Source organism: Pseudomonas sp. TAE6080, from assembly GCF_018732265.1.
In the GTDB taxonomy this organism is placed as follows: Bacteria; Pseudomonadota; Gammaproteobacteria; order Pseudomonadales; family Pseudomonadaceae; genus Aquipseudomonas; species Aquipseudomonas brenneri.
In genome coordinates this window covers 166,681-186,460 of record NZ_JAHIDY010000007.1, presented here as the reverse complement: position 1 = coordinate 186,460, position 19,780 = coordinate 166,681, and the positions used below count along the sequence as shown (strand labels likewise).

General features: G+C 58.8%; 17 protein-coding genes and 1 pseudogene. 10 read left to right on the top strand and 8 right to left on the bottom strand.

What is annotated here, in order from left to right:
• Positions 1–236: 236 nt before the first annotated feature.
• Together purU and KL786_RS08120 are read left to right on the top strand one after the other, a co-directional pair.
• A complete protein-coding gene (gene purU, locus KL786_RS08125) occupies positions 237–1,085 on the top strand; it encodes a formyltetrahydrofolate deformylase (protein WP_215517275.1) in 849 nt (282 codons plus the stop codon).
• An 86-nt stretch (positions 1,086–1,171) separates the two neighbouring features.
• On the top strand, positions 1,172–1,378 hold the full coding sequence (locus KL786_RS08120) for a hypothetical protein (protein WP_215517274.1): 207 nt from the start codon (positions 1,172–1,174) through the stop codon (positions 1,376–1,378).
• Between the two features lie 23 nt (positions 1,379–1,401).
• Here the strand turns inward: KL786_RS08120 and KL786_RS30080 are convergent, their stop codons facing one another.
• Complete coding sequence (locus KL786_RS30080; protein WP_371923390.1) at positions 1,402–2,166, bottom strand: methyl-accepting chemotaxis protein; 765 nt, start codon at positions 2,164–2,166, stop codon at positions 1,402–1,404.
• A gap of 93 nt (positions 2,167–2,259) precedes the next feature.
• A pseudogene (locus KL786_RS30075) lies at positions 2,260–3,291 on the bottom strand (HAMP domain-containing protein); the annotation flags it as partial.
• A gap of 193 nt (positions 3,292–3,484) precedes the next feature.
• On the opposite strand from KL786_RS30075, the gene KL786_RS08110 reads away from it, so the two are divergent.
• The gene (locus KL786_RS08110; RefSeq protein WP_032862622.1) at positions 3,485–4,963 is read left to right on the top strand and encodes a helicase HerA-like domain-containing protein; all 1,479 of its coding nucleotides are present in this window, start codon (positions 3,485–3,487) and stop codon (positions 4,961–4,963) included.
• Between the two features lie 38 nt (positions 4,964–5,001).
• Here the strand turns inward: KL786_RS08110 and KL786_RS08105 are convergent, their stop codons facing one another.
• Positions 5,002–5,457 (bottom strand): DUF721 domain-containing protein, encoded by a 456-nt coding sequence (locus KL786_RS08105; protein WP_032862475.1) that lies wholly within the window; start codon positions 5,455–5,457, stop codon positions 5,002–5,004.
• 308 nt (positions 5,458–5,765) lie between these two features.
• Here KL786_RS08105 and secA point away from each other — a divergent pair, with 308 nt between their 5' ends.
• The 3 genes from secA to KL786_RS08090 all read left to right on the top strand — a co-directional run bounded on the left by secA (position 5,766) and on the right by KL786_RS08090 (position 10,842).
• Positions 5,766–8,501 carry a preprotein translocase subunit SecA gene (gene secA / locus KL786_RS08100; RefSeq protein WP_215517272.1) on the top strand — a complete coding sequence of 912 codons (2,736 nt, stop codon included), beginning with the start codon at positions 5,766–5,768 and terminating at the stop codon, positions 8,499–8,501.
• Positions 8,502–8,621: 120 nt separating this feature from the next.
• A complete protein-coding gene (gene argJ / locus KL786_RS08095; protein ID WP_215517271.1) occupies positions 8,622–9,839 on the top strand; it encodes a bifunctional glutamate N-acetyltransferase/amino-acid acetyltransferase ArgJ in 1,218 nt (405 codons plus the stop codon).
• A 58-nt stretch (positions 9,840–9,897) separates the two neighbouring features.
• Positions 9,898–10,842 carry a Nudix family hydrolase gene (locus KL786_RS08090; protein WP_215517270.1) on the top strand — a complete coding sequence of 315 codons (945 nt, stop codon included), beginning with the start codon at positions 9,898–9,900 and terminating at the stop codon, positions 10,840–10,842.
• A gap of 126 nt (positions 10,843–10,968) precedes the next feature.
• On the opposite strand, the gene KL786_RS08085 is transcribed toward KL786_RS08090, so the two are convergent.
• From KL786_RS08085 to KL786_RS08075, 3 genes are read right to left on the bottom strand one after another with little or no spacing between them, the layout of a single operon-like run.
• Positions 10,969–11,547 (bottom strand): cob(I)yrinic acid a,c-diamide adenosyltransferase, encoded by a 579-nt coding sequence (locus KL786_RS08085; protein ID WP_032862480.1) that lies wholly within the window; start codon positions 11,545–11,547, stop codon positions 10,969–10,971.
• 2 nt (positions 11,548–11,549) lie between these two features.
• Entirely contained in the window at positions 11,550–13,586 is a 2,037-nt protein-coding gene (locus tag KL786_RS08080) for a sensor histidine kinase (RefSeq protein WP_215517269.1), read from the bottom strand.
• A 46-nt stretch (positions 13,587–13,632) separates the two neighbouring features.
• Positions 13,633–14,550: a putative 2-dehydropantoate 2-reductase gene (locus tag KL786_RS08075; RefSeq protein ID WP_215517268.1), complete on the bottom strand. Its 918-nt coding sequence runs from the start codon at positions 14,548–14,550 to the stop codon at positions 13,633–13,635.
• 115 nt (positions 14,551–14,665) lie between these two features.
• Here KL786_RS08075 and KL786_RS08070 point away from each other — a divergent pair, with 115 nt between their 5' ends.
• Together KL786_RS08070 and KL786_RS08065 are read left to right on the top strand one after the other, a co-directional pair.
• Positions 14,666–15,151, top strand: a complete 486-nt coding sequence (locus KL786_RS08070; RefSeq protein WP_065944004.1) for a YajQ family cyclic di-GMP-binding protein — start codon at positions 14,666–14,668, stop codon at positions 15,149–15,151.
• Positions 15,152–15,278: 127 nt separating this feature from the next.
• On the top strand, positions 15,279–16,121 hold the full coding sequence (locus tag KL786_RS08065; RefSeq protein WP_215517267.1) for a mechanosensitive ion channel family protein: 843 nt from the start codon (positions 15,279–15,281) through the stop codon (positions 16,119–16,121).
• Between the two features lie 190 nt (positions 16,122–16,311).
• Here the strand turns inward: KL786_RS08065 and KL786_RS08060 are convergent, their stop codons facing one another.
• Positions 16,312–17,610, bottom strand: a complete 1,299-nt coding sequence (locus tag KL786_RS08060; RefSeq protein WP_090291835.1) for an OprD family porin — start codon at positions 17,608–17,610, stop codon at positions 16,312–16,314.
• Positions 17,611–18,339: 729 nt separating this feature from the next.
• On the opposite strand from KL786_RS08060, the gene KL786_RS08055 reads away from it, so the two are divergent.
• Positions 18,340–18,765 (top strand): HIT domain-containing protein, encoded by a 426-nt coding sequence (locus KL786_RS08055; RefSeq protein ID WP_215517266.1) that lies wholly within the window; start codon positions 18,340–18,342, stop codon positions 18,763–18,765.
• Positions 18,766–18,768: 3 nt separating this feature from the next.
• Complete coding sequence (locus KL786_RS08050) at positions 18,769–18,975, top strand: SlyX family protein (RefSeq protein ID WP_010169958.1); 207 nt, start codon at positions 18,769–18,771, stop codon at positions 18,973–18,975.
• 81 nt (positions 18,976–19,056) lie between these two features.
• Here KL786_RS08050 and KL786_RS29855 read toward each other — a convergent pair whose 3' ends face one another.
• Positions 19,057–19,659 (bottom strand): cold-shock protein, encoded by a 603-nt coding sequence (locus KL786_RS29855; protein ID WP_215517265.1) that lies wholly within the window; start codon positions 19,657–19,659, stop codon positions 19,057–19,059.
• Between the last annotated feature and the right edge of the window lie 121 nt (positions 19,660–19,780).

Genomic DNA, 19,780 nt, shown 5'->3' with positions numbered 1-19,780 from the left:
ATGAGGCTCCTGCTTCAATTCAATAACCGTGTTGCACTCAGCTCCTGCAACCGCCCTCATTAAATCTTGGCTAATTGCCGTAACAGATGCTCGTGCTGACATAATGCTCAGGTAAAAACCGTACGCAGTTTAGGGGCACCGCAAGGAATCGCTCGAATAAGCGTTGAGGAATACTGCAGTTTTTCTACGGTGTCGCTAGAATGGCGGCCTTTGCGAAGTTCTGGAGTTTGCCCCTAATGCGCACTTTTCGTCTGGTGATTGCCTGCCCGGATCGGGTTGGTATCGTCGCTAAAGTCAGTAACTTTCTGGCCGCCCACAATGGCTGGATCACCGAAGCGAGTCATCACTCGGACAATCTCAGTGGTTGGTTTTTCATGCGCCACGAAATCCGGGCCGACACGCTGCCTTTTGGCCTCGAAGCGTTTCGCGAGGCGTTTGCGCCTATCGCCGAAGAGTTTTCGATGACATGGCGCATCACCGACACCGAGCAGAAAAAACGCGTGGTCCTGATGGCCAGCCGCGAATCCCATTGCCTGGCGGATTTGTTGCACCGCTGGCACAGCGACGAACTGGACTGTGAAATCGCCTGTGTGATTTCCAACCACGACGACCTGCGCAGCATGGTTGAGTGGCATGGCATTCCGTACTACCACGTACCGGTCGATTCGCAGAATAAACAGCCGGCCTTCACCGAAGTCTCGCGTCTGGTCGAGCAGCATGAAGCTGACGTAGTGGTACTGGCGCGCTACATGCAAATCCTGCCGCCAGAACTGTGCCGTGAATATGCAGGCAAGGTGATCAACATTCACCACAGCTTCCTGCCGTCGTTCGTCGGTGCCAAGCCCTATCACCAGGCGTCCTTGCGTGGCGTGAAGTTGATTGGTGCAACTTGCCACTATGTCACCGAAGAGCTGGACGCCGGTCCCATCATCGAGCAGGACGTGGTACGCGTCAGCCACAGCGACAGCATTGAAGACATGGTGCGCTTCGGTCGTGACGTCGAGAAAATGGTCCTGGCCCGTGGCTTGCGCTATCACCTGGAAGACCGGGTGCTGGTGCACGGCAACAAGACCGTGGTGTTCTGATCGATTGTTTTTAGTTGAAGCAAAAAGGGCCTGGGCGTTAAATCACCCAGGCCCTTTTTATTGGTGTCAACTGCGAGGATCGAACGATGAGTGATCCCCTGGATAAAGCTACTTCCCGAGCACCTGCCACGTTGGGCGAGGGCTGTTTGAGCCGCTATGACCCGGATGCCCTGGGTGCCGAGGATGGCACGGACTTTCCGGATGCTGCGCGATTGTGGGAGCAATTGCAGGAAGAGTCGCAGCCGCACGACAAGCCCGGCCCGGCCACAATGCCGGGCAACAAAGCAGGTTGAATGTAAGAGCAGTGTGTTCGGGTTCAGATACGGAAGCTGCCCACCAGTTGTTTTAGGCGTGCCGCTTGTTGCTCCAGGTCAGAGCAGGCACGCAAGGTCGACTGCAGGTTTTCCACGCCTTCCTGATTGAGCGTATTGATTTCGGTGATATCGATGTTGATCGATTCCACCACTGAGGTCTGTTCCTCGGTCGCGGTGGCCACCGATTGGTTCATGCCGTCGATTTCACCGATACGCTGGGTCACGCTGCTCAGGCGTTCGCCTGCCAGGTTGGCGATTTCCACGCTGTCGAGGCTGTGGCGCTGGCTTTCGCTCATGGTGCTGACCGAATCCCGGGCACCGACTTGCAGCTCCTCGATCATCTTTTGCACCTGTTGCGCTGATTCTTGCGTGCGATGGGCCAGGTTGCGCACCTCGTCGGCCACGACCGCAAACCCGCGCCCGGCTTCCCCGGCACGCGCAGCCTCAATCGCCGCGTTGAGTGCCAGCAGGTTGGTTTGCTGGGAGATACTGGTGATCACTTCGAGGATCTGCCCGATATTCACGGTCTTGCTGTTGAGTGCCTCGATATTGCTGCTGGAGGCGCTGATCATCTCGGACAGTTGCGTCATGGCCTTGATATTGCGCTCCACCACTTGCTGGCCATCTTCGGCCAGGTGGCGTGCATCGCTGGCCTGGTGCGAGGCCTGGGCGGCGTTACGGGCAATTTCCTGGGCTGCGGCACCCAGTTGGTTGATTGCTGCCGCGACACTGTTGGTGCGGTTGGCCTGTTCGTCAGAGTTGACCATCGACGAGTTGGAGGCACTGACCACGCGTAATGCCACTTCATTGACCTGGCCGGTGGCGGAGGACACTTCGCGAATAGACGTGTGAATCCGCTCCACAAAGCGGTTGAAGGCTTTGGCGAGAATGCCGAACTCGTCGTGGTTCTGGATATTCAGGCGGCGCGTCAGGTCGCCTTCGCCATCGGCGATGCCTTCCATGGCGCGGGTCATGACGTGCAGCGGTTGCAGCAACACGCGGATCAGCATGCCCAGCAACGCGATGATGATCGCCACGGCAATCACGGTGGCGATGATGGCCGAAGTGCGGAATTCGCTGAGCATTGCGAAGGATTTGTCCTTATCTACCGACAGACCGATATACCAGTTCACTGACGGTAAGCCCTTGATCGGGGCGAAGGTGACGATGCGGGTTTTGCCATCGACCGCAATTTCACTGAAGTCAGCGCTGATTTTCAGGGATTGATTCGGGTAAATCTCGCTCAAGGTTTTCATCACCAGGGTTTTATCCGGGTGGACCAGGATCTTGCCGTCGGCGCTGACCAGAAACGCATAACCCATGCCGCCGAAGTCCAGGGCACCAATATTATCGACCAGGGTCTGCAGGCTCAGGTCACCACCTACCACGCCGACACTTTGTCCGGCCTTGCTGCTGGGCGTGGCGATGGAAATGATCAGTTGGCCGGTGGCTGCATCAATATAGGGTTCGGTCAGGGTCGAGCCATTGCTGGCCTGGGCGCCTTTGTACCAGGGACGCACGCGTGGGTCGAAGCCGTCGGGCATCTTGGCATCGGGGCGAATAGTGAAGCCGCCTTGGCTGTCCCCCAGGTAGGTGGCCATGAACGACGATGTCAGGGCTTTCTGTTCCAGCAAGCTGGCGACAACGGCCGGCTCGGGATTGATGGCGATGTTCTGGGCGGCGTTCTCCACCAGCACAATGCGCCCGGCCAGCCAGCTCTGGATATTACTGGCGGTGACATCACCCATTTCATGTAGATAATTGTCTAGGTCGTCGCGAATCGCGTTACGTTGCAGATAGTCGTTGTATAACGTGAACAACGCAAAAGCGGCAATGACGATAAGGGCGGCTGCAAGCAGGATTTTGTGGCTGAAGCGCAGATTTTTATTCATGGCTTGTCGTGTCCGCTAAGGTCTTAATGTCCGAGGCGCATTCTTGTGTAGGCGCGCAAAATGGCAGCGATAAAAAAACTGTGATATTTCCATTTGGTGTGTAGGAATTATCTGTTCTGTTTTAAGGACTTTTCTGGTCTCCGCTTTGTCTGTATCGACCGTGCAGCGCTAAAGATTAACCATGGGTGACAAAATGCCTGACTCCTCGCAACTTCTTATTGGCGCAGATCTCGAAGGCCAACCCATTGCCCAGGCCATGCGCCTGGCTAATCGCCATGGCCTGATCGCCGGCGCCACCGGCACGGGCAAGACCGTGACTTTGCAACGGCTGGCGGAGGCGTTCAGTGATGCTGGCGTCGCGGTGTTCGCCGCCGATATCAAGGGTGACCTGTGTGGCCTGGGCGCCGCAGGCAATCCCCAGGGCAAGGTGGCCGAGCGTATCGCCGGCATGCCTTTCCTTAATTACGCGCCTAAGGCGTATCCGGTAACACTGTGGGATATCCACGGTCAGTCCGGTCATCCGCTTCGTACAACCTTGAGTGAAATGGGCCCGTTGCTGCTGGGCAGCCTATTGGAGCTGACCGACAGCCAGCAGTCGACGTTGTATGCCGCCTTTAAGGTGGCGGATCGCGAGGGCTTGCTGCTGCTGGACCTCAAGGACCTCAAGGCCCTGCTCAATCACCTCAAGTTCAACCCAGAACTGCTGGGTGATGACGCGGCCTTGATGACGACCGGCTCCAGCCAGGCTTTGCTGCGTCGCCTGGCCGTGCTGGAACAGCAGGGCGCAGAAGCCCTGTTCGGCGAGCCGGCGTTGCAATTGGAAGACATTCTGCAGCCGGCCAGCGACGGGCGTGGACGCATTCATCTGCTGGATGCCAGCCGCCTGGTACACGAGTCGCCAAAAGTCTATGCGACCTTCCTGTTGTGGTTACTGGCCGAGTTGTTCGAGCAATTGCCGGAGCGCGGCGATGCCGACAAGCCGCTGCTGGCGCTGTTTTTCGACGAGGCGCATTTGCTGTTCGCCGATACGCCCAAGGCGTTGCAGGACCGTCTGGAGCAAGTGGTGCGGCTGATTCGCTCCAAAGGCGTGGGGGTGTATTTTGTCACCCAGTCGCCAGGCGATTTGCCGGATAACGTGCTGGCGCAACTGGGTCTCCGGATCCAGCATGGCCTGCGCGCGTTCACTACCAAGGAACAAAAATCCCTGCGGGCGGTGGCTGATGGCTTCCGGCCTAACCCGGCGTTCGAGGCCCTGGCGGTGTTGACCGAGCTGGGTACGGGTGAGGCGCTGGTGGGGACGCTGCAGGAAAAAGGTACGCCCGAGGTGGTCCAGCGGGTGCTGGTAGCACCGCCGCAATCGCGGATCGGGCCGTTGACCGAAGCCGAGCGCGCGGCCTTGATTGCCAGCTCATCGCTGTTGGGACGCTACGACAAGCCGGTTGATCGTGAGTCGGCCTATGAAGTGCTGATGGCGCGTAAAGAGTTGGGACCGGAGGCGGGTGCTGCACCTGTCGCAGAAGAACCGAGCTTCACCGACAAGGCCGGGGCGTTCCTGGGAACCACCGCGGGCAAGGCCTTGAAGTCGGCGATGCAGCAGGCGGCGAATCAGATGGGCCGCCAGTTGGTGCGCGGGCTGTTGGGGTCTTTGCTTGGCGGTAGCAAGCGTAAGTAGCCAGCAAGGTCTATGCAATCGAACTGTGGGAGCGGTTTTCAGGTTTTGGGCTTGGCATGCGCGGCCAACCGCTCCAGCGCCGCGCGCAACTTCGGATCGGTAATCCCGTCCGCCGTGGCCTGGATCGTCTCGGCGGCATTCACCGACAAATCCATGGTATGCCCCACCGCGCCTTGCTGTACGGTCGGTGGCTGGACCTTGAACTGGATGCGCAGCAGGCTGGCAAATACATCAAACGCCTGTAGTTGGCGCTGCAAGCGTTTTTGCTGGTAGCGCAGGCGGGTCGCCCAATGCCCGTCGGTGACGATCAGCAGCAGCGTCCCTTCCCGCCACGACGCCACATGGCAGTGCTCGCGGGCCGCAGGTTGCAATTGGCTTTCCAGCAGGCGTTGCAGATGGCCCAGGCGTTGCGCATGGCCAAAGATGGCTTTTAAAGGCTTGGCTTCGCGCAGCAGCACGGCGGGAGCTCGGGCCGTAAGAGGGCGAAATGCCATGATCTAGACACCTTAGGTAACAGAGCCGCCATGGTAGCAGAAAGCGTGTGCGGCACCGTGGTCATTGCTTTGTGGACAGTTTATCCATTAAATCAATAAGTAACTTCTCGCTCGAATGGGTTGAAGTTCAGCAAAAAGCCCTTATTTTAAACAAGCCCTCCTGGAACGCTGTGTCTGCATCGTGGAACAACGCCACTTTCCTCACCCTCGTTTCCGGGTAGAATGCTCGTTCGCATGCGGCCGTGAGGGCTGCTCGGGCGACTTACGGGGCGCCCCTTCATCCCTAATGTGTGGAAGAACCTGCCGATATGTTTGCGCCTTTGTTAAAGAAACTTTTTGGAAGCAAGAATGAGCGCGAAGTCAAACGCATGCTCAAGACGGTGCAGCTGGTCAATGCCTTCGAAGAGCAGATGGTTGCTCTGTCGGATGAGCAATTGCGCGCCAAGACCGAAGAGTTCAAGGCCCGCATAGCCAAAGGTGAAACCCTCGACAAACTGCTGCCCGAAGCCTTTGCGGTCGCCCGCGAAGCCGGTAAGCGTGTCATGGGCATGCGTCACTTCGACGTGCAGTTGATCGGCGGCATGACCTTGCATGAAGGCATGATTGCCGAAATGCGTACCGGTGAAGGCAAGACCCTGGTGGCAACCCTGGGCGTTTACCTCAACGCACTGTCCGGCAAGGGCGTGCACGTTGTGACGGTGAACGATTACCTGGCCCGCCGGGACGCCAACTGGATGCGCCCGCTGTATGAATTCCTCGGCCTGACTGTCGGCGTCGTGACGCCGTTCCAGCCGCCGGAAGAGAAACGTGCCGCCTACGCTTGCGACATTACCTACGGCACCAACAACGAATTCGGTTTCGACTACCTGCGCGACAACATGGCGTTCAGCATGGAAGAAAAATTCCAGCGCGAACTCAACTTTGCCGTGATCGACGAAGTCGACTCCATCCTCATCGACGAAGCCCGTACCCCGCTGATCATCTCGGGCCAGGCCGAGGACAGCTCGCGCCTGTACACCGAGATCAACAAGCTGATCCCGCGCCTTGAGCAACATATCGAGGAAGTGGAAGGCGTGGTGACCAAAGAAGGTCATTACTCCATCGACGAGAAGACCCGCCAGGTCGAGCTCAACGAAGCCGGTCACCAGTTCGTCGAAGAGATGCTGACCCAGATCGGCCTGCTGGCCGAAGGCGAAAGCCTGTACTCGGCACACAACCTGGGCCTGTTGACCCACGTGTATGCCGGTCTGCGCGCCCACAAGCTGTTCCATCGCAACGTCGAATACATCGTCCAGGACGGCCAGGTCGTGCTGGTCGACGAACACACCGGCCGTACCATGCCCGGTCGTCGTTTGTCCGAAGGCCTGCACCAGGCCATCGAAGCCAAGGAAGTGCTCAACATCCAGGCCGAGAGCCAGACGTTGGCCTCGACCACCTTCCAGAACTACTTCCGCCTGTACAACAAGCTGTCCGGCATGACCGGTACCGCTGACACCGAAGCGTTCGAGTTCCATCAGATCTACGGTCTGTCGGTGATGGTTATCCCGCCGAACAAGCCGCTGGCGCGTAAAGACTTCAACGACCTGGTGTTTCTGACCGCCGAGGAGAAGTACGCTGCAATCGTTGCCGACATCAAGGAGTGCATGACCCACGGCCGTCCGGTCCTGGTGGGTACTGCAACCATCGAAACTTCCGAGCACATGTCCAACCTGCTCAACAAGGAAGGCATCGAGCACAAGGTCCTCAACGCCAAGTTCCACGAAAAAGAAGCCGAGATCATTGCCCAGGCTGGTCGCCCTGGCGCACTGACCATCGCTACCAACATGGCCGGTCGTGGTACAGACATCCTGTTGGGCGGCAACTGGGAAGTGGAAGTGGCTTCCCTGGACAACCCGACGCCTGAGCAGATCGCCCAGATCAAGGCTGACTGGCAGAAGCGCCACCAGGCCGTGCTGGAATCCGGTGGTTTGCAGGTGATCGCGTCCGAGCGTCACGAATCGCGCCGTATCGACAACCAGTTGCGTGGTCGTGCCGGTCGCCAGGGTGATGCTGGTTCCAGCCGTTTCTACCTGTCCCTGGAAGACAGCCTGATGCGTATCTTCGCCTCTGACCGGGTGAAGAACTTCATGAAGGCTCTGGGCATGCAGTCCGGTGAGGCGATCGAGCACCGTATGGTGACCAACGCCATCGAAAAGGCCCAGCGCAAGGTCGAAGGCCGCAACTTCGACATTCGTAAGCAACTGCTGGAGTTCGATGACGTCAACAACGAACAGCGTAAAGTGATCTATCACATGCGTAACACGTTGCTGGCCGCCGACAACATTGGCGAAACCATTGCCGACTTCCGCCAGGACGTGCTCAACGCCACCGTCAGCGCGCATATCCCGCCACAATCCCTGCCTGAACAGTGGGATGTTGCCGGCCTGGAAGCTGCGCTGAAGAGTGATTTCGGGGTCGATCTGCCGGTCCAGCAATGGCTCGACGAAGACGACCACCTGTACGAAGAAACCCTGCGCGAAAAACTGATGGCCGAACTGCTGGCCGCGTACAACGAGAAAGAAGAGCAAGCCAGTGCCGAAGCGCTGCGCACCTTCGAGAAACAAATCGTCTTGCGCGTGCTGGATGACCTGTGGAAAGACCATCTGTCGACCATGGACCACCTGCGCCACGGTATCCACCTGCGTGGCTACGCCCAGAAGAATCCGAAGCAGGAGTACAAGCGCGAGTCGTTCACGTTGTTCTCCGAGTTGCTGGATTCGATCAAGCGCGATTCGATTCGTGTGCTGTCTCACGTTCAGGTGCGTCGCGAAGACCCGATCGAAGAAGAAGCCCGCCTGCGCCAGGAAGCCGAAGCCCTGGCCGCGCGCATGCAGTTCCAGCATGACGAAGCACCGGGCCTTGAGTCGCCAGAGGTGCTGGGTGAAGAGGTCGATGTGGCCCTGGCCCAGGCTCCCGTGCGCAACGAGCAGAAGCTGGGTCGCAACGAGCCATGCTGGTGCGGTTCGGGCAAGAAGTTCAAACACTGCCATGGCGAAATCAACTAAGATTTTTGCCTGACGCTGCAATACCCCGCGCCGCGACCGGCATCAGCCGTCGCGGCGTTTTGCCATTTATTCACCGTCGACGACGACGGTGCAGACATCACATCGTTAAGGAGCGCATTCATGGCTGTTGGTCTTGGTCCTTTGCCCACGTTGCACCCGGTTGCCGGTTTTGAACTCGGTATCGCTTCGGCCGGCATCAAGCGCCCCGGGCGCAAGGATGTGGTGGTGATGCGTTGTGCCGAAGGCTCGACCATCGCAGGCGTGTTCACCCTGAATGCGTTTTGCGCAGCCCCCGTGATCCTCGCCAAGCAACGTGTCGAAGGCCCGGTGCGCTACCTGCTGACCAACACCGGCAATGCCAACGCCGGTACCGGCGAGCCTGGCCTGGCCGCTGCCGCGCGTACTTGCGCCAAGCTGGCGGAGTTGACCGGTGTGGACGCCAGCCAGGTGCTGCCGTATTCCACCGGGGTGATCGGCGAGCCGTTGCCCGTGGAAAAAATCGAAGGTGCCCTGCAAGCGGCGCTGGACGACTTGTCCGTGGATAACTGGGCAGCCGCGGCCACCGGGATCATGACCACCGACACCTTGCCCAAAGGCGCCAGCCGCCAGTTCGAACATGACGGCGTGACCGTCACCGTGACCGGTATCAGCAAAGGCGCGGGCATGATCCGCCCGAACATGGCAACCATGCTTGGCTACATCGCCACCGACGCCAAAGTCTCCCGCGATGTGCTGCAAAACCTGATGCTCGATGGCGCCAACAAGTCGTTCAACCGCATCACCATCGACGGCGATACTTCGACCAACGACTGCTGCATGTTGATTGCCACCGGTAAAGCCAACCTGCCGGAAATCACCTCCTCCAACGGCCCGCTGTTCGCGGCGTTGAAGCAGGTGGTGTTTGAAGTGTGCATGGAAGTGGCCCAGGCCATCGTGCGCGACGGCGAAGGCGCGACCAAGTTCGTCACCGTGCAAGTCAATGGCGGCGGTAATCACCAGGAATGCCTGGATGTCGGCTACACCGTGGCCCACTCGCCACTGATCAAGACCGCGCTGTTTGCGTCCGACCCGAACTGGGGCCGCATCCTCGCAGCGGTGGGTCGTGCCGGCGTGCCGAACCTGGACGTGAGCAAGATCGACGTGTTCCTCGGTGAGGTGTGCATCGCCAGCCGTGGTGCGCGCGCCGAAACCTACACCGAAGCCCAGGGCTCGGCGGTGATGCAGCAGGAGGAAATCACCATCCGTATCGAACTGGGGCGCGGTGAGTGCAGCGAAACCATCTGGACCACCGACCTGTCCCACGAATACGTGAAGATCAACGCCGAATACCGTACTTGATACCTGTCCGGGGCATTGGCAATGCCCCGCCAGGCGTAGGCTTAGAGGACGTAATACCGTGAAACGAGTTCATGTAGCAGCCGCAGTCATTCGCGGTACCGATGGCCGGATTCTGCTGGCGCGTCGTGCAGACACCCAGCACCAGGGCGGCCTCTGGGAGTTTCCTGGCGGCAAGGTGGAGGCCGATGAATCGGTTGTCACGGCACTGGGCCGAGAGCTGCAGGAAGAGCTGGGCATCCAGGTCACCACGGCCCGCCCGTTGATCAAGGTGCAACATGATTACCCGGACAAGCAGGTGTTGCTGGATGTCTGGGAAGTCTCGGGGTTTACCGGCGAGCCCCATGGCGTCGAAGGCCAGCCCCTTGAATGGGTGGCACCACGGGACTTGCTCAGCTACGAATTTCCGGCAGCCAATGCACCTATTGTTGCCGCAGCCCGTTTGCCCGCCGACTACCTGATCACCCCAGGCGAGTTGGAAACCCCGGTGTTGTTGCGCGGTATCCAGAAGGCCATTGCCGGTGGCATCAAGTTGGTCCAACTGCGTGCGCCCAACGGTTACGACCCCAAGTATCGTGACCTGGCGGTGGATGCCGTGGGTTTGTGTGCCGGCAAGGCGCAACTGATGATCAAGGGGCCGTTTGAGTGGTTGGGCGACTTTCCTTCTGCCGGCTGGCACATGACGTCGGCGCAACTGCGCAAGTACGCCAGCAAAGGTCGGCCGCTGCCCAAGGATCGTTGGTTGGCTGCGTCTTGCCACAATGCCGAGGAGTTGGCATTGGCAGAGTTGATGGACGTGGATTTTGTCACCCTGTCACCGGTGCAGCCGACCCAGACTCATCCTGATGCTCAACCATTGGGTTGGGAAGAGGCCGCGCAGTTGATCAAGGGCTTCAGCAAGCCGGTGTTTCTGTTGGGTGGGGTTGGGCCTGCCGAGCGGGAGAAGGCTTGGGAGAGCGGGGCGCAAGGTGTTGCGGGAATTCGGGCGTTCTGGCCTGAGGTTTGAGTTGTCAGTGATGGCCTCATCGCGAGCAAGCCCGCTCCCACATTTTGATCTGTGAACACATTCAAATGTAGGAGCGGGCTTGCCCGCGATGAGGCCCTGTCAGGCAATACAAATCCCAGCAGAATCTCAGTGCGGCTTCGCCGCCGCCTGCCACAAAATCTCGGCAACGCCCTGGCGCCTGGCAATCACCCTGGCCGCCACAAACAGCAAGTCCGACAGCCGATTGATATAGGCCAGACCCACCCCCTCCAACGGCTCCAGCGCATTCAATTGCTGGCACCGCCGCTCGGCGCTGCGGGCCAGGCTGCGGCATACATGGGCCTGGGCAATCAGCGCTGAACCGCCGGGCAGGATGAAGTTCTCCAGCGGCCCGACTTCTTCATTCCAGCGATCAATCGCCGCTTCCAGCCGATCCACCTCGCCCGCATTCAGCGCCTTGTAGACCGGCATTGCCAGCTCTCCGCCCAGGTCAAACAGTCGATGCTGGCACGGAGTCAGGACCTCAATCACATCCTTGAGCGCTGGATGTTGCCCGCTCTGTTCTTCAAGGCCGGCCAACAGCAGGCCCAATTGGCTGTTGAGGCTGTCCACTTCGCCGATCGCTTCCACCCGCGGATGATCCTTGGGCACGCGGCGCCCGTCGCCCAGGCCGGTTTCGCCCTTGTCGCCGGTACGGGTATAAATTTTCGACAGGCGAAAGCCCATGGTCAGTGCTCCAGTTGAGTCAGTTCGTGGGGGGCAAGCTGGCTCCCAGCCAGCGGCAGGCGCAAGGTGAAACAGGTGCCTTGGCCCAGGGTGGAGTGAACCTCCATCTGGCCCTTGTGATTGTTGGTGATGATGAAATATGAGACTGACAAACCCAACCCCGTGCCCTGGCCGATTTCCTTGGTGGTGAAGAAGGGCTCGAAGGTGCGTTTGCGCACGTTCTCGCTCATGCCGATGCCATTGTCCTCCACCTGGATCTCGGCCCAGGGTGGGTTGAGTCGGGTGCGCAGGGTGATGCGCCCGGGCTCGCTGTCGTCTTCGCGCAGGTGGATGGCCTGGGCGGCGTTTTTCAGCAGGTTGAGCAGCACCTGTTCCAGCTCGTTGGCGGTGCCCGGCACCGGGCCCAGCAGTGGGTCGAACTGGCGAATGATCGCTTGGCCCTTGAAGTCGAAGCCGATGGCCAGGTCGAAATCGTTACCGGCGATCTCCACGGCCTGGTCGATCAGGGCTGGCAGGTCACAAGGCGCCATCTGGCGGTTGCTGCGGCGGCTGAAACTGAGCATATGGGTGACGATTTTCGCCGCGCGGGCGCCGGCTTGCTGGATGCCGTCGAGCAGTTGCGGGACTTCGCGGCTTTGCAGGTAACGGTTGACCGTATCCAGTTCGACACCCAGTTGTTCGGCGTGCTCCAGGTTTTTCGGCAAATCCGGCGACAATCGCCGACGAATGTTCTGCACGTTGTGCAGGATCGCTCCCAGCGGGTTGTTGATTTCGTGAGCCATGCCGGCGGCCAGTCCGCCAACAGAGAGCATTTTCTCCGACTGCACCATCATTTCTTCAAGTGACAGGCGCTGGGTAATGTCGTCGATACGGATCACCACCCCGCGCCCGGCGCCACCCATCAGCGGGTAAAAGGTCAGGGCGTAGTGCTTGGGTTCGTCGTCCTTGATCCAGGTAACGCGCTCGATGCGTTCTACCGTGTGCTGCTCCACCGTGGCCTTGAGCTGGGGCAGGTAGGGCTTGAGGGGTTCGAAGGCGAGGAAGATCGGCTGGTTCAGGGCTTCACCCAGGCGCGTACCGGACAGGGCGCTGGCTTCCTGGTTCCATTGCGTGACGTAGAGCTGTTCGTCCAGTGCGATCAGGGCGGAGGGCATGGAGTCGATGATGCTGTTGAGATAATTCTGGAAACCAGTGAGTTTTTTCTCGATCTTGCTGCGCACCTGGACTTCCAGTTCCAGCTTGCGGTTGGTATGCCGTGTCTCTTCGGCCAGGCCCTGGGCCTGATCATAGGCGGCCTGGGAGTCATCCCGCGCGCGCTTGAGTTGATGCTCGCGGGCTTCAATGCGCGACAGCATGGTATTGAACGCTTCAGCCAGGCTGCCGATTTCGTCATGGTTGCCGCGACCGGCCCGCAGGGCGTAGTTCTCTTCGCGCGTCACTTGGCGCGACAATTCTTCCAGCTCATGGATGGGCCGGGTAATCAGGCGCTTGATCTGCCGGGCGATGATCATCCACAGCAATACGCTGAAAATCAGGATGCCCAGGCTGGCAGTCAGGGTGCCCGTATAAAAGGCGACTGGCAGCTCGCTGCTGGCCACCAGCAGCAAATGCCCCGAGGGCAGGCCGGGGCGGGGCAGGGTGATGACTTGATTGCTGCGAAACTCGGTGACGCGCCAGGCTTCGATATCGCGATAGTGCGCTGGCAGTTGCAGGCGATCGCCCTGTTGCAACTGCGCCAGGCGACTGCCTTCGCCGTCATACAGGGCCGCCGCCCGCAGTGGCGAATAGCTGGTCAGCTCATTGAGCAGGGCATCGGCTTTGGCGGGAGAGTCCAGGGCTTGCGCGGCGAGTGCCGGGTTGGAGACCAGCCGGCCAATCGCCTGCAAGGCTTGCGGGGCCATGCTTTCCTGGGAGATCCAGTAGGCGGCGCTGATAAAGGTGAGGTTGGCCACCAGCAGCACGGTGGTCAGCAGTACCAGCAGGGCCGCCAGCAGTTTCTGCCCAACGGGGAGATTTTCGAGACGCTGGCGCAGTGGCATCAGGTTGTTCGCAGGCAAGGATCAAGTTGGCAGGGTAGCGCGTGCCTCAGTCGCTGGGCAATCCGCGTGCATCCAGGTAGTCGGCCAGGCGCACATGCAGTTGTTGCAGGTGCGGCAGGCTCAGGCGATGGCGCAAGGCCGCCTGGCAGGCATGGCCGAGCAGATAGCTGATCTCGGTCCGCCGGCCGTTGGCCACATCCTGGTACATCGACGAGAAGTTGGCCGCGGTCGCCTGGATCACTCGCTCTACTTCAACCTGTAGATCTTGCGCCGCTGCGGGCTGGCCGCAGCACTCCAGCAGCTCGGCGAGCTCGGCACACAAGGTTGCTACCTCGCATTGATGCTCCTGCAGCCCGCCATTACGGCATTGATAGAGCACGGTCAGTGGGTTGATCGCACAGTTGAGTGCCAGTTTTCGCCAGAGGCGGGTAAGGATGTCGGTGCTCCACTGGTGGGGAATGCCCGCTGCGTCTAAATCGTCTAGCCATAGCGGTGCGGTGGGGTGGCTGGCGTCACCCAGCCAGGTAAAACCATGACCGGCGAATACCACGCGCCAATCGCTTTCGCGAAATGCGCCCTCGGTGCTGGAGGCAAAGATGCAGCGTGCCTGGGGCAGTTGCGTGGCGACCGCGTCCTGACTGCCCAGGCCGTTCTGCAGCAGGATCACTTCCGCGTTGGGTGTCAGGCGTCGGGCCAGCTGTGCGACGGCGTCAGGTGCGTCGTAGGCTTTACACGCGACCAGCAGGCGATCAATGGGCTCTGGGCTGTCGGCTGTTTGTGCCATGACCGGATACGTGCGGGCCAGGCCCTGCTCGACCAGGGTCAGCCCCAGCGATGCCTGATAGTGGGCCAAGCGCTCCTTGTCACGCAGGATCAGTTGCACCGGCAGGCCTGCACGCGCCAGGCGTGTGGCCCACAAGGTGCCAAGACTGCCTGCACCGAGGACATGCCAAGTGGTGGACATCAATTTTGCTCCATAAGCCGTTGGGTGAGCCGTTATAATGCCCGGGAATTTTACCCGCAAGCCGGGTGCGCTCCATCTTTACTGAGCCGTGCCCCTTTTTTACTGGAGAAACTACATGCCGTCGTTCGACGTGGTATCTGAACTGGACAAGCACGAAGTCACCAACGCCGTCGAGAACGCCGTCAAGGAGCTGGACCGTCGTTATGACTTGAAAGGCAAGGGCAGCTTCGAGTTCAAGGAAAAAGAGCTGACGGTCAACCTGACCGCTGAAGCCGATTTCCAGTTGGAAGCGATGATCGAGATCCTCAAGCTGGCCCTGGTCAAGCGCAAGATCGATGCGCAGTGCCTTGAAGTCAAGGATGCCTACGCGTCGGGCAAGTTGATGAAGCAGGAAGCCGTGCTCAAGGAAGGCATCGACAAAGAGCTGGCAAAGAAAATCGTCGCTCACGTCAAGGACGCCAAGCTCAAGGTCCAGGCGGCGATCCAGGGCGAGCAGGTGCGCATCACCGGCAAGAAGCGCGACGACTTGCAGGACGCGATTGCCGCCCTGCGCGCCAAAACCTTCGATATGCCGCTGCAGTTCAATAACTTCCGCGACTGATCCGGTTTTGGGGAACCCGTGGGGCTTTTCGACGTCCCAGGCCCCAGAACTTGCAGAAACGATTGAGCCCTACGGGGCTCAATTGCTGTGGCGACCTTTATAGGCAGTGGTAAACAGGAGAATCTAGATGGACTTGAATGCTGAAATGGATCAATTGATCAAGGCTTCCCAAGCCTGGGTCCCGATGATCATGGAATACGGCAGCCGGGTATTGCTGGCGGTGCTGACCCTGGCCATTGGCTGGTGGCTGATCAATAAACTGACCCACAAGGTAGGGCGCCTGCTGGCCCAGCGCAATGCCGACCTGGCGTTGCAGGGCTTTGTGACCAGCCTTGCGAACATCGTGCTCAAGGTGATGCTGATCGTCAGCGTGGCCTCGATGATCGGTGTCGAAACCACCTCGTTTGTCGCGGCGATTGGTGCTGCAACCCTGGCCATTGGCCTGGCGTTGCAAGGCAGCCTGGCCAACTTTGCCGGTGGCGTGCTGATCCTGCTGTTCCGTCCGTTCCGTATCGGTGACTGGATCGAAGCCCAGGGGACCTCGGGGACTGTCGACAGCATCCAGATCTTCCACACGGTGATCCGTACCGGTGACAACAAGACGGTCATCGTGCCTAACGGCATCTTGTCCAACGGCATTATCACCAACACCAACCGCCAGCCGACCCGCAAGGTGGTGTTTGACGTGGGTGTGGATTATGAAGCCGACCTGCAAAAAGCCCGTGAAGTGTTGTTGGAGCTGGCCAAGGACCCACGGGTTCTGGCGGACCCAGAGCCTGTCGCAGTGATTTCGACCTTGGGTGACAGTTCGATCACGGTTTCCCTGCGTGTATGGACCAAGACGGCGGATTATTGGGACGTGCTGTTCATGTTCAATGAACTGGCGCGGGATCGGTTGAAGGCGGCCGGGATTGATATTCCATTCCCGCAGCGTGTTATTCGCGTGATGCAGGAAGCGCCTGCCAAGTAATAACGAGGTAAGGATCGAACTTGGCTTAATGGTCAAGTTTTATCAAGCCATTGAACTCGATAGCTAGCTTGCTAGTTGTCGGGTTTGCAGTAATAAAAGCGTAATAAAAAAGCCGCGCACTGGTTAACAGTGAGCGGCTTTTTCATATAAGGGCCGAAGCCCTGGATCATCGTTGCAATCTAACGGCGGATTACAAGATGTTCAGCGGGTATTGCGCGATCAGACGCAGCTCATCGATCGACGGCGAGCCGTAGTACACACCATCACCGGAACGGTAGGTGGCTTGACGCAAGCGCAGGCTCAAGTCTTTGGCCGGACCTTCCTGGATGACGTACTTGGCTTCCAGGTCGCGTTCCCATTCTTTACCGTTGTTGGTGGTGGCGGTATTGGCGCCGCTACCGGTGACATAACGAGCCATGAAGCTCAGGCCTGGAATGCCGAAGGTGGCCATGTTGATGTCATAACGCGCCTGGTACGACTTCTCGCCTTCGGCGTTGAAGTCGGAACGGGCGATGGAGTTGGCCAGGAATACTGTGCCGCCGCCGTCTACGCCGTAGCCATAATCACCGTCACCGGTAACCTTTTGTGCGGCCAGGGTGAAGGTGTGTGCACCGATAGTGTAGGCACCCTGCAAGCTGAAGGCGCGGTTGTCGAGCTTGGTGCTGCCGTCCTTGTAGGCACGTTGCTTGCCTTCGCCATCGCTCTTGGTGTCGTAGATGTTGAAGTCGAGAGCAAAGGATTGATCCTCGCTCAAGGCGTGGGTCCAGTTGATGTTGTTGTAGATCTTACGGAAGAAGTCTTCTGTTTTTGCGTAGTAGAGGCTAGCGGTCAGCTCTGGGGTGAAGGAGTAGACGCCACCGGCAAAGTCGGTTTTCGTCAGGCCCAGGCTGTCATGGTAAGTCTGGCTTTGTGAAACGCTCGACGTGAAGTGACCGCCTTCTAGTTTCAGGCCCTTGATCTCGTTGCTGGTCAGCGAGATGCCTTGTGGTAGTTCAGGCAGCAGGCGGCTGTCATCGGAAGCGAATACAGGCGCAGTGGTGTATTGATCGCCGACTTTCAAGACGGTATCGGAGATACGGAACTTGATGGCACCGCCGCCCTTGGAGTACTGGTCCTGGGAGCGACCATCCGAACCCTGAGGAAACAGGCCGGTCCCCGCACGGCCTTTGCCACTGTCGAGCTTGACGCCCAGCAGGCCGATCACGTCAAAACCAACACCAACGGTGCCCTGGGTGTAGCCCGACTCAAACAGGGCGTTGAAGCCCAGGCCGGTTTCTTCGGCGCGACTTTTACGTTTGCCGTTGACGGTCTCGTAGCCGTCCAGTGGCTCGTTGCGGAAGTCCCGGCTGAAGTACAGGGCGCGAGTGTTGACGCCGAAAGTGCTGTCTTCGATAAGTCCCTTGGACTCGTCCTGAGAGGACGCCATTGCGAACTGCGAGGTGCCTGCTGAAACAGCGAGGGCGATCATGCTCCACTTCATCACGCGCATCGTGATTTGCTCCTTTGGTTTTAGGAAGAGTACTGCCGTCCCACCTGTATTTTTGTCTGGGAGGCTCTTTCTTTTTTGTGACAGCGCAAACTTATAGCACGCTGGCAATAATTGGCGATACGTGCACATCTATCCTTTCAGCTTCTTTACGAGGCTGTCGTAAATTGCTAGATCCGTGTCGCAAATCTACAGTCTGTTTGTCACCAGACTGACAACTTCAATACTGTTTTTAATACCCTGGGCAAGGGTGGAAAGTACCCCTGTTCAAAGTTTTAAAACTTCCTTTTTTTGTATTGATTCACTGTTCTTTTTATCGTGAAACACTGCCTTCCTGGCAGGTGTCGTTGTCGACGTTATGGGAGTGAATGCAACAAGCGTGCACAAACTGCCAGGCGAATGTCATTTTTTCGTGAAAAATGTGGTGGGTCTGTGAAAACCGCATAACCACGGGGCTTTTCCGTAGTTTTTTTTGGAATTCATGGCCCGGGTTGTGCGGGATTTCGAACGAGTAAAAGTGTGTTCCTGTCAGAAATGTTACCGGTTCACCCTTCGGTGTGAGTAATCGGCGGATAGCCCTTGTCCGATGTGGGGCATAAAAGACCCATTTTGGTGCGTCGGCGCCCGGCGGTGTGATGGCCTGTCGGTGTCGCGCCGATTGCCCCGTGAAGCAGCCGCCATTCGCAGGTATGCTGGGCGCCTGAAACTGACTAGCCGAACGGAGTGACTGCGGTGTTCGCCTTGGATCCACGTCTGCAAAACGACACTTTGCCTATCGGGGACTTCCCCCTGTGCCGGCTGCTGCTGTCCAACGACTCTAACTACCCCTGGCTTATCCTGGTGCCGCGCATTGCCGGCATCAGCGAAGTGTTCCAGCTTGATGCGGATGACCAGTCCCGGTTGTGGCGCGAAACCACCACATTGGCGCAGTTGCTCAATGACGGGTTCGGCGCCGATAAAATGAACATTGGCGCCCTGGGCAACGTAGTCAGCCAGTTGCACGTGCACGTGATTGTGCGCAAGCGCGACGATGTGGCCTGGCCTGCCCCTGTCTGGGGCAAGCACCCGGCGTTGCCTTATACCGACGATCAGGTAGCGGTGATTCGTACCCGCCTGCGTGAACTGTTGCCGCCCGACTTCATTTTTACCCAGGACTGAACCATGGACTTGCAAGATCGTGTGACGGACCTTGAGAGCCGCCTGGCTTTCCAGGACGACACCATCGAGACATTGAATGACATTCTGGTCGCCCAGCAGCGGGCGGTAGAGCGCCTGCAGTTGCAGATGACGGCCTTGCTCAAGCGTCAGGAAGAGATGGGTGGGCAGTTCGAATCCTCCGAGGAAGAAGCACCACCGCCTCATTATTGAGTGTGCTGTAAAGCGCCGGGCAATAAAAAACCGCGATGCAGTATCAACTGCATCGCGGTTTTTTTTGTACCTGGTCTGGGGTCAGCGACGCGGCAGGGCCGCGATCACGTCTTCAGCTTGCAGGCCTTTGTCACGGTTCATGACGGAGAATTCCACGCGCTGGCCTTCTACCAGGACGCGATGGCCTTCGCCGCGAATGGCCCGGAAGTGGACGAAGATATCGTCGCCCGAGTCCCGGGAAATAAAGCCGAAGCCTTTGGAGGTATTGAACCACTTGACGGTCCCGGTATCCCGGTTGGTCATGTCGTAGTTTTGCGAGGTGGCCGGAGTAGACGAACGGTAGAAGCTGATAGCCAGGTGAAGAACAATAGCGACCAGGGCAATCACCAGGCTGAGCAGGATGGCCGGATGGCCGCCGACTTCAGGCATGGGGGCCAGGAGGGTGAGGGTTTGTACGACGACAGTCAGCACCAGCAATGCGCTGACCAGGTTTTGCAGTTGATGGCGTGTGCCTTTGTTCCAGTAGGGAATGACTGGCGCCAGCGTCAGGTTGAGAAGGCCGAACAGAGCCAGGTACAGCGCGTCGTGTTGTTGCAGGTACGGCAGGCTTTCTGGTTGCAGGCTCGGGATAAAGGACAGCAGCAACGCTGCAGCGCCCGTTAGCAGGTGGACGATTTTCAACATTTTGATTAACTCACGTTAAGACGGATCACAAGGAAGAGCTGACTGGCACGGTTCGCTTCTGAACAATGGGAGGCGTTGGGCACGTGCGCGGGTATTCAGCCTATGCCGCTTGCCGCAGGAA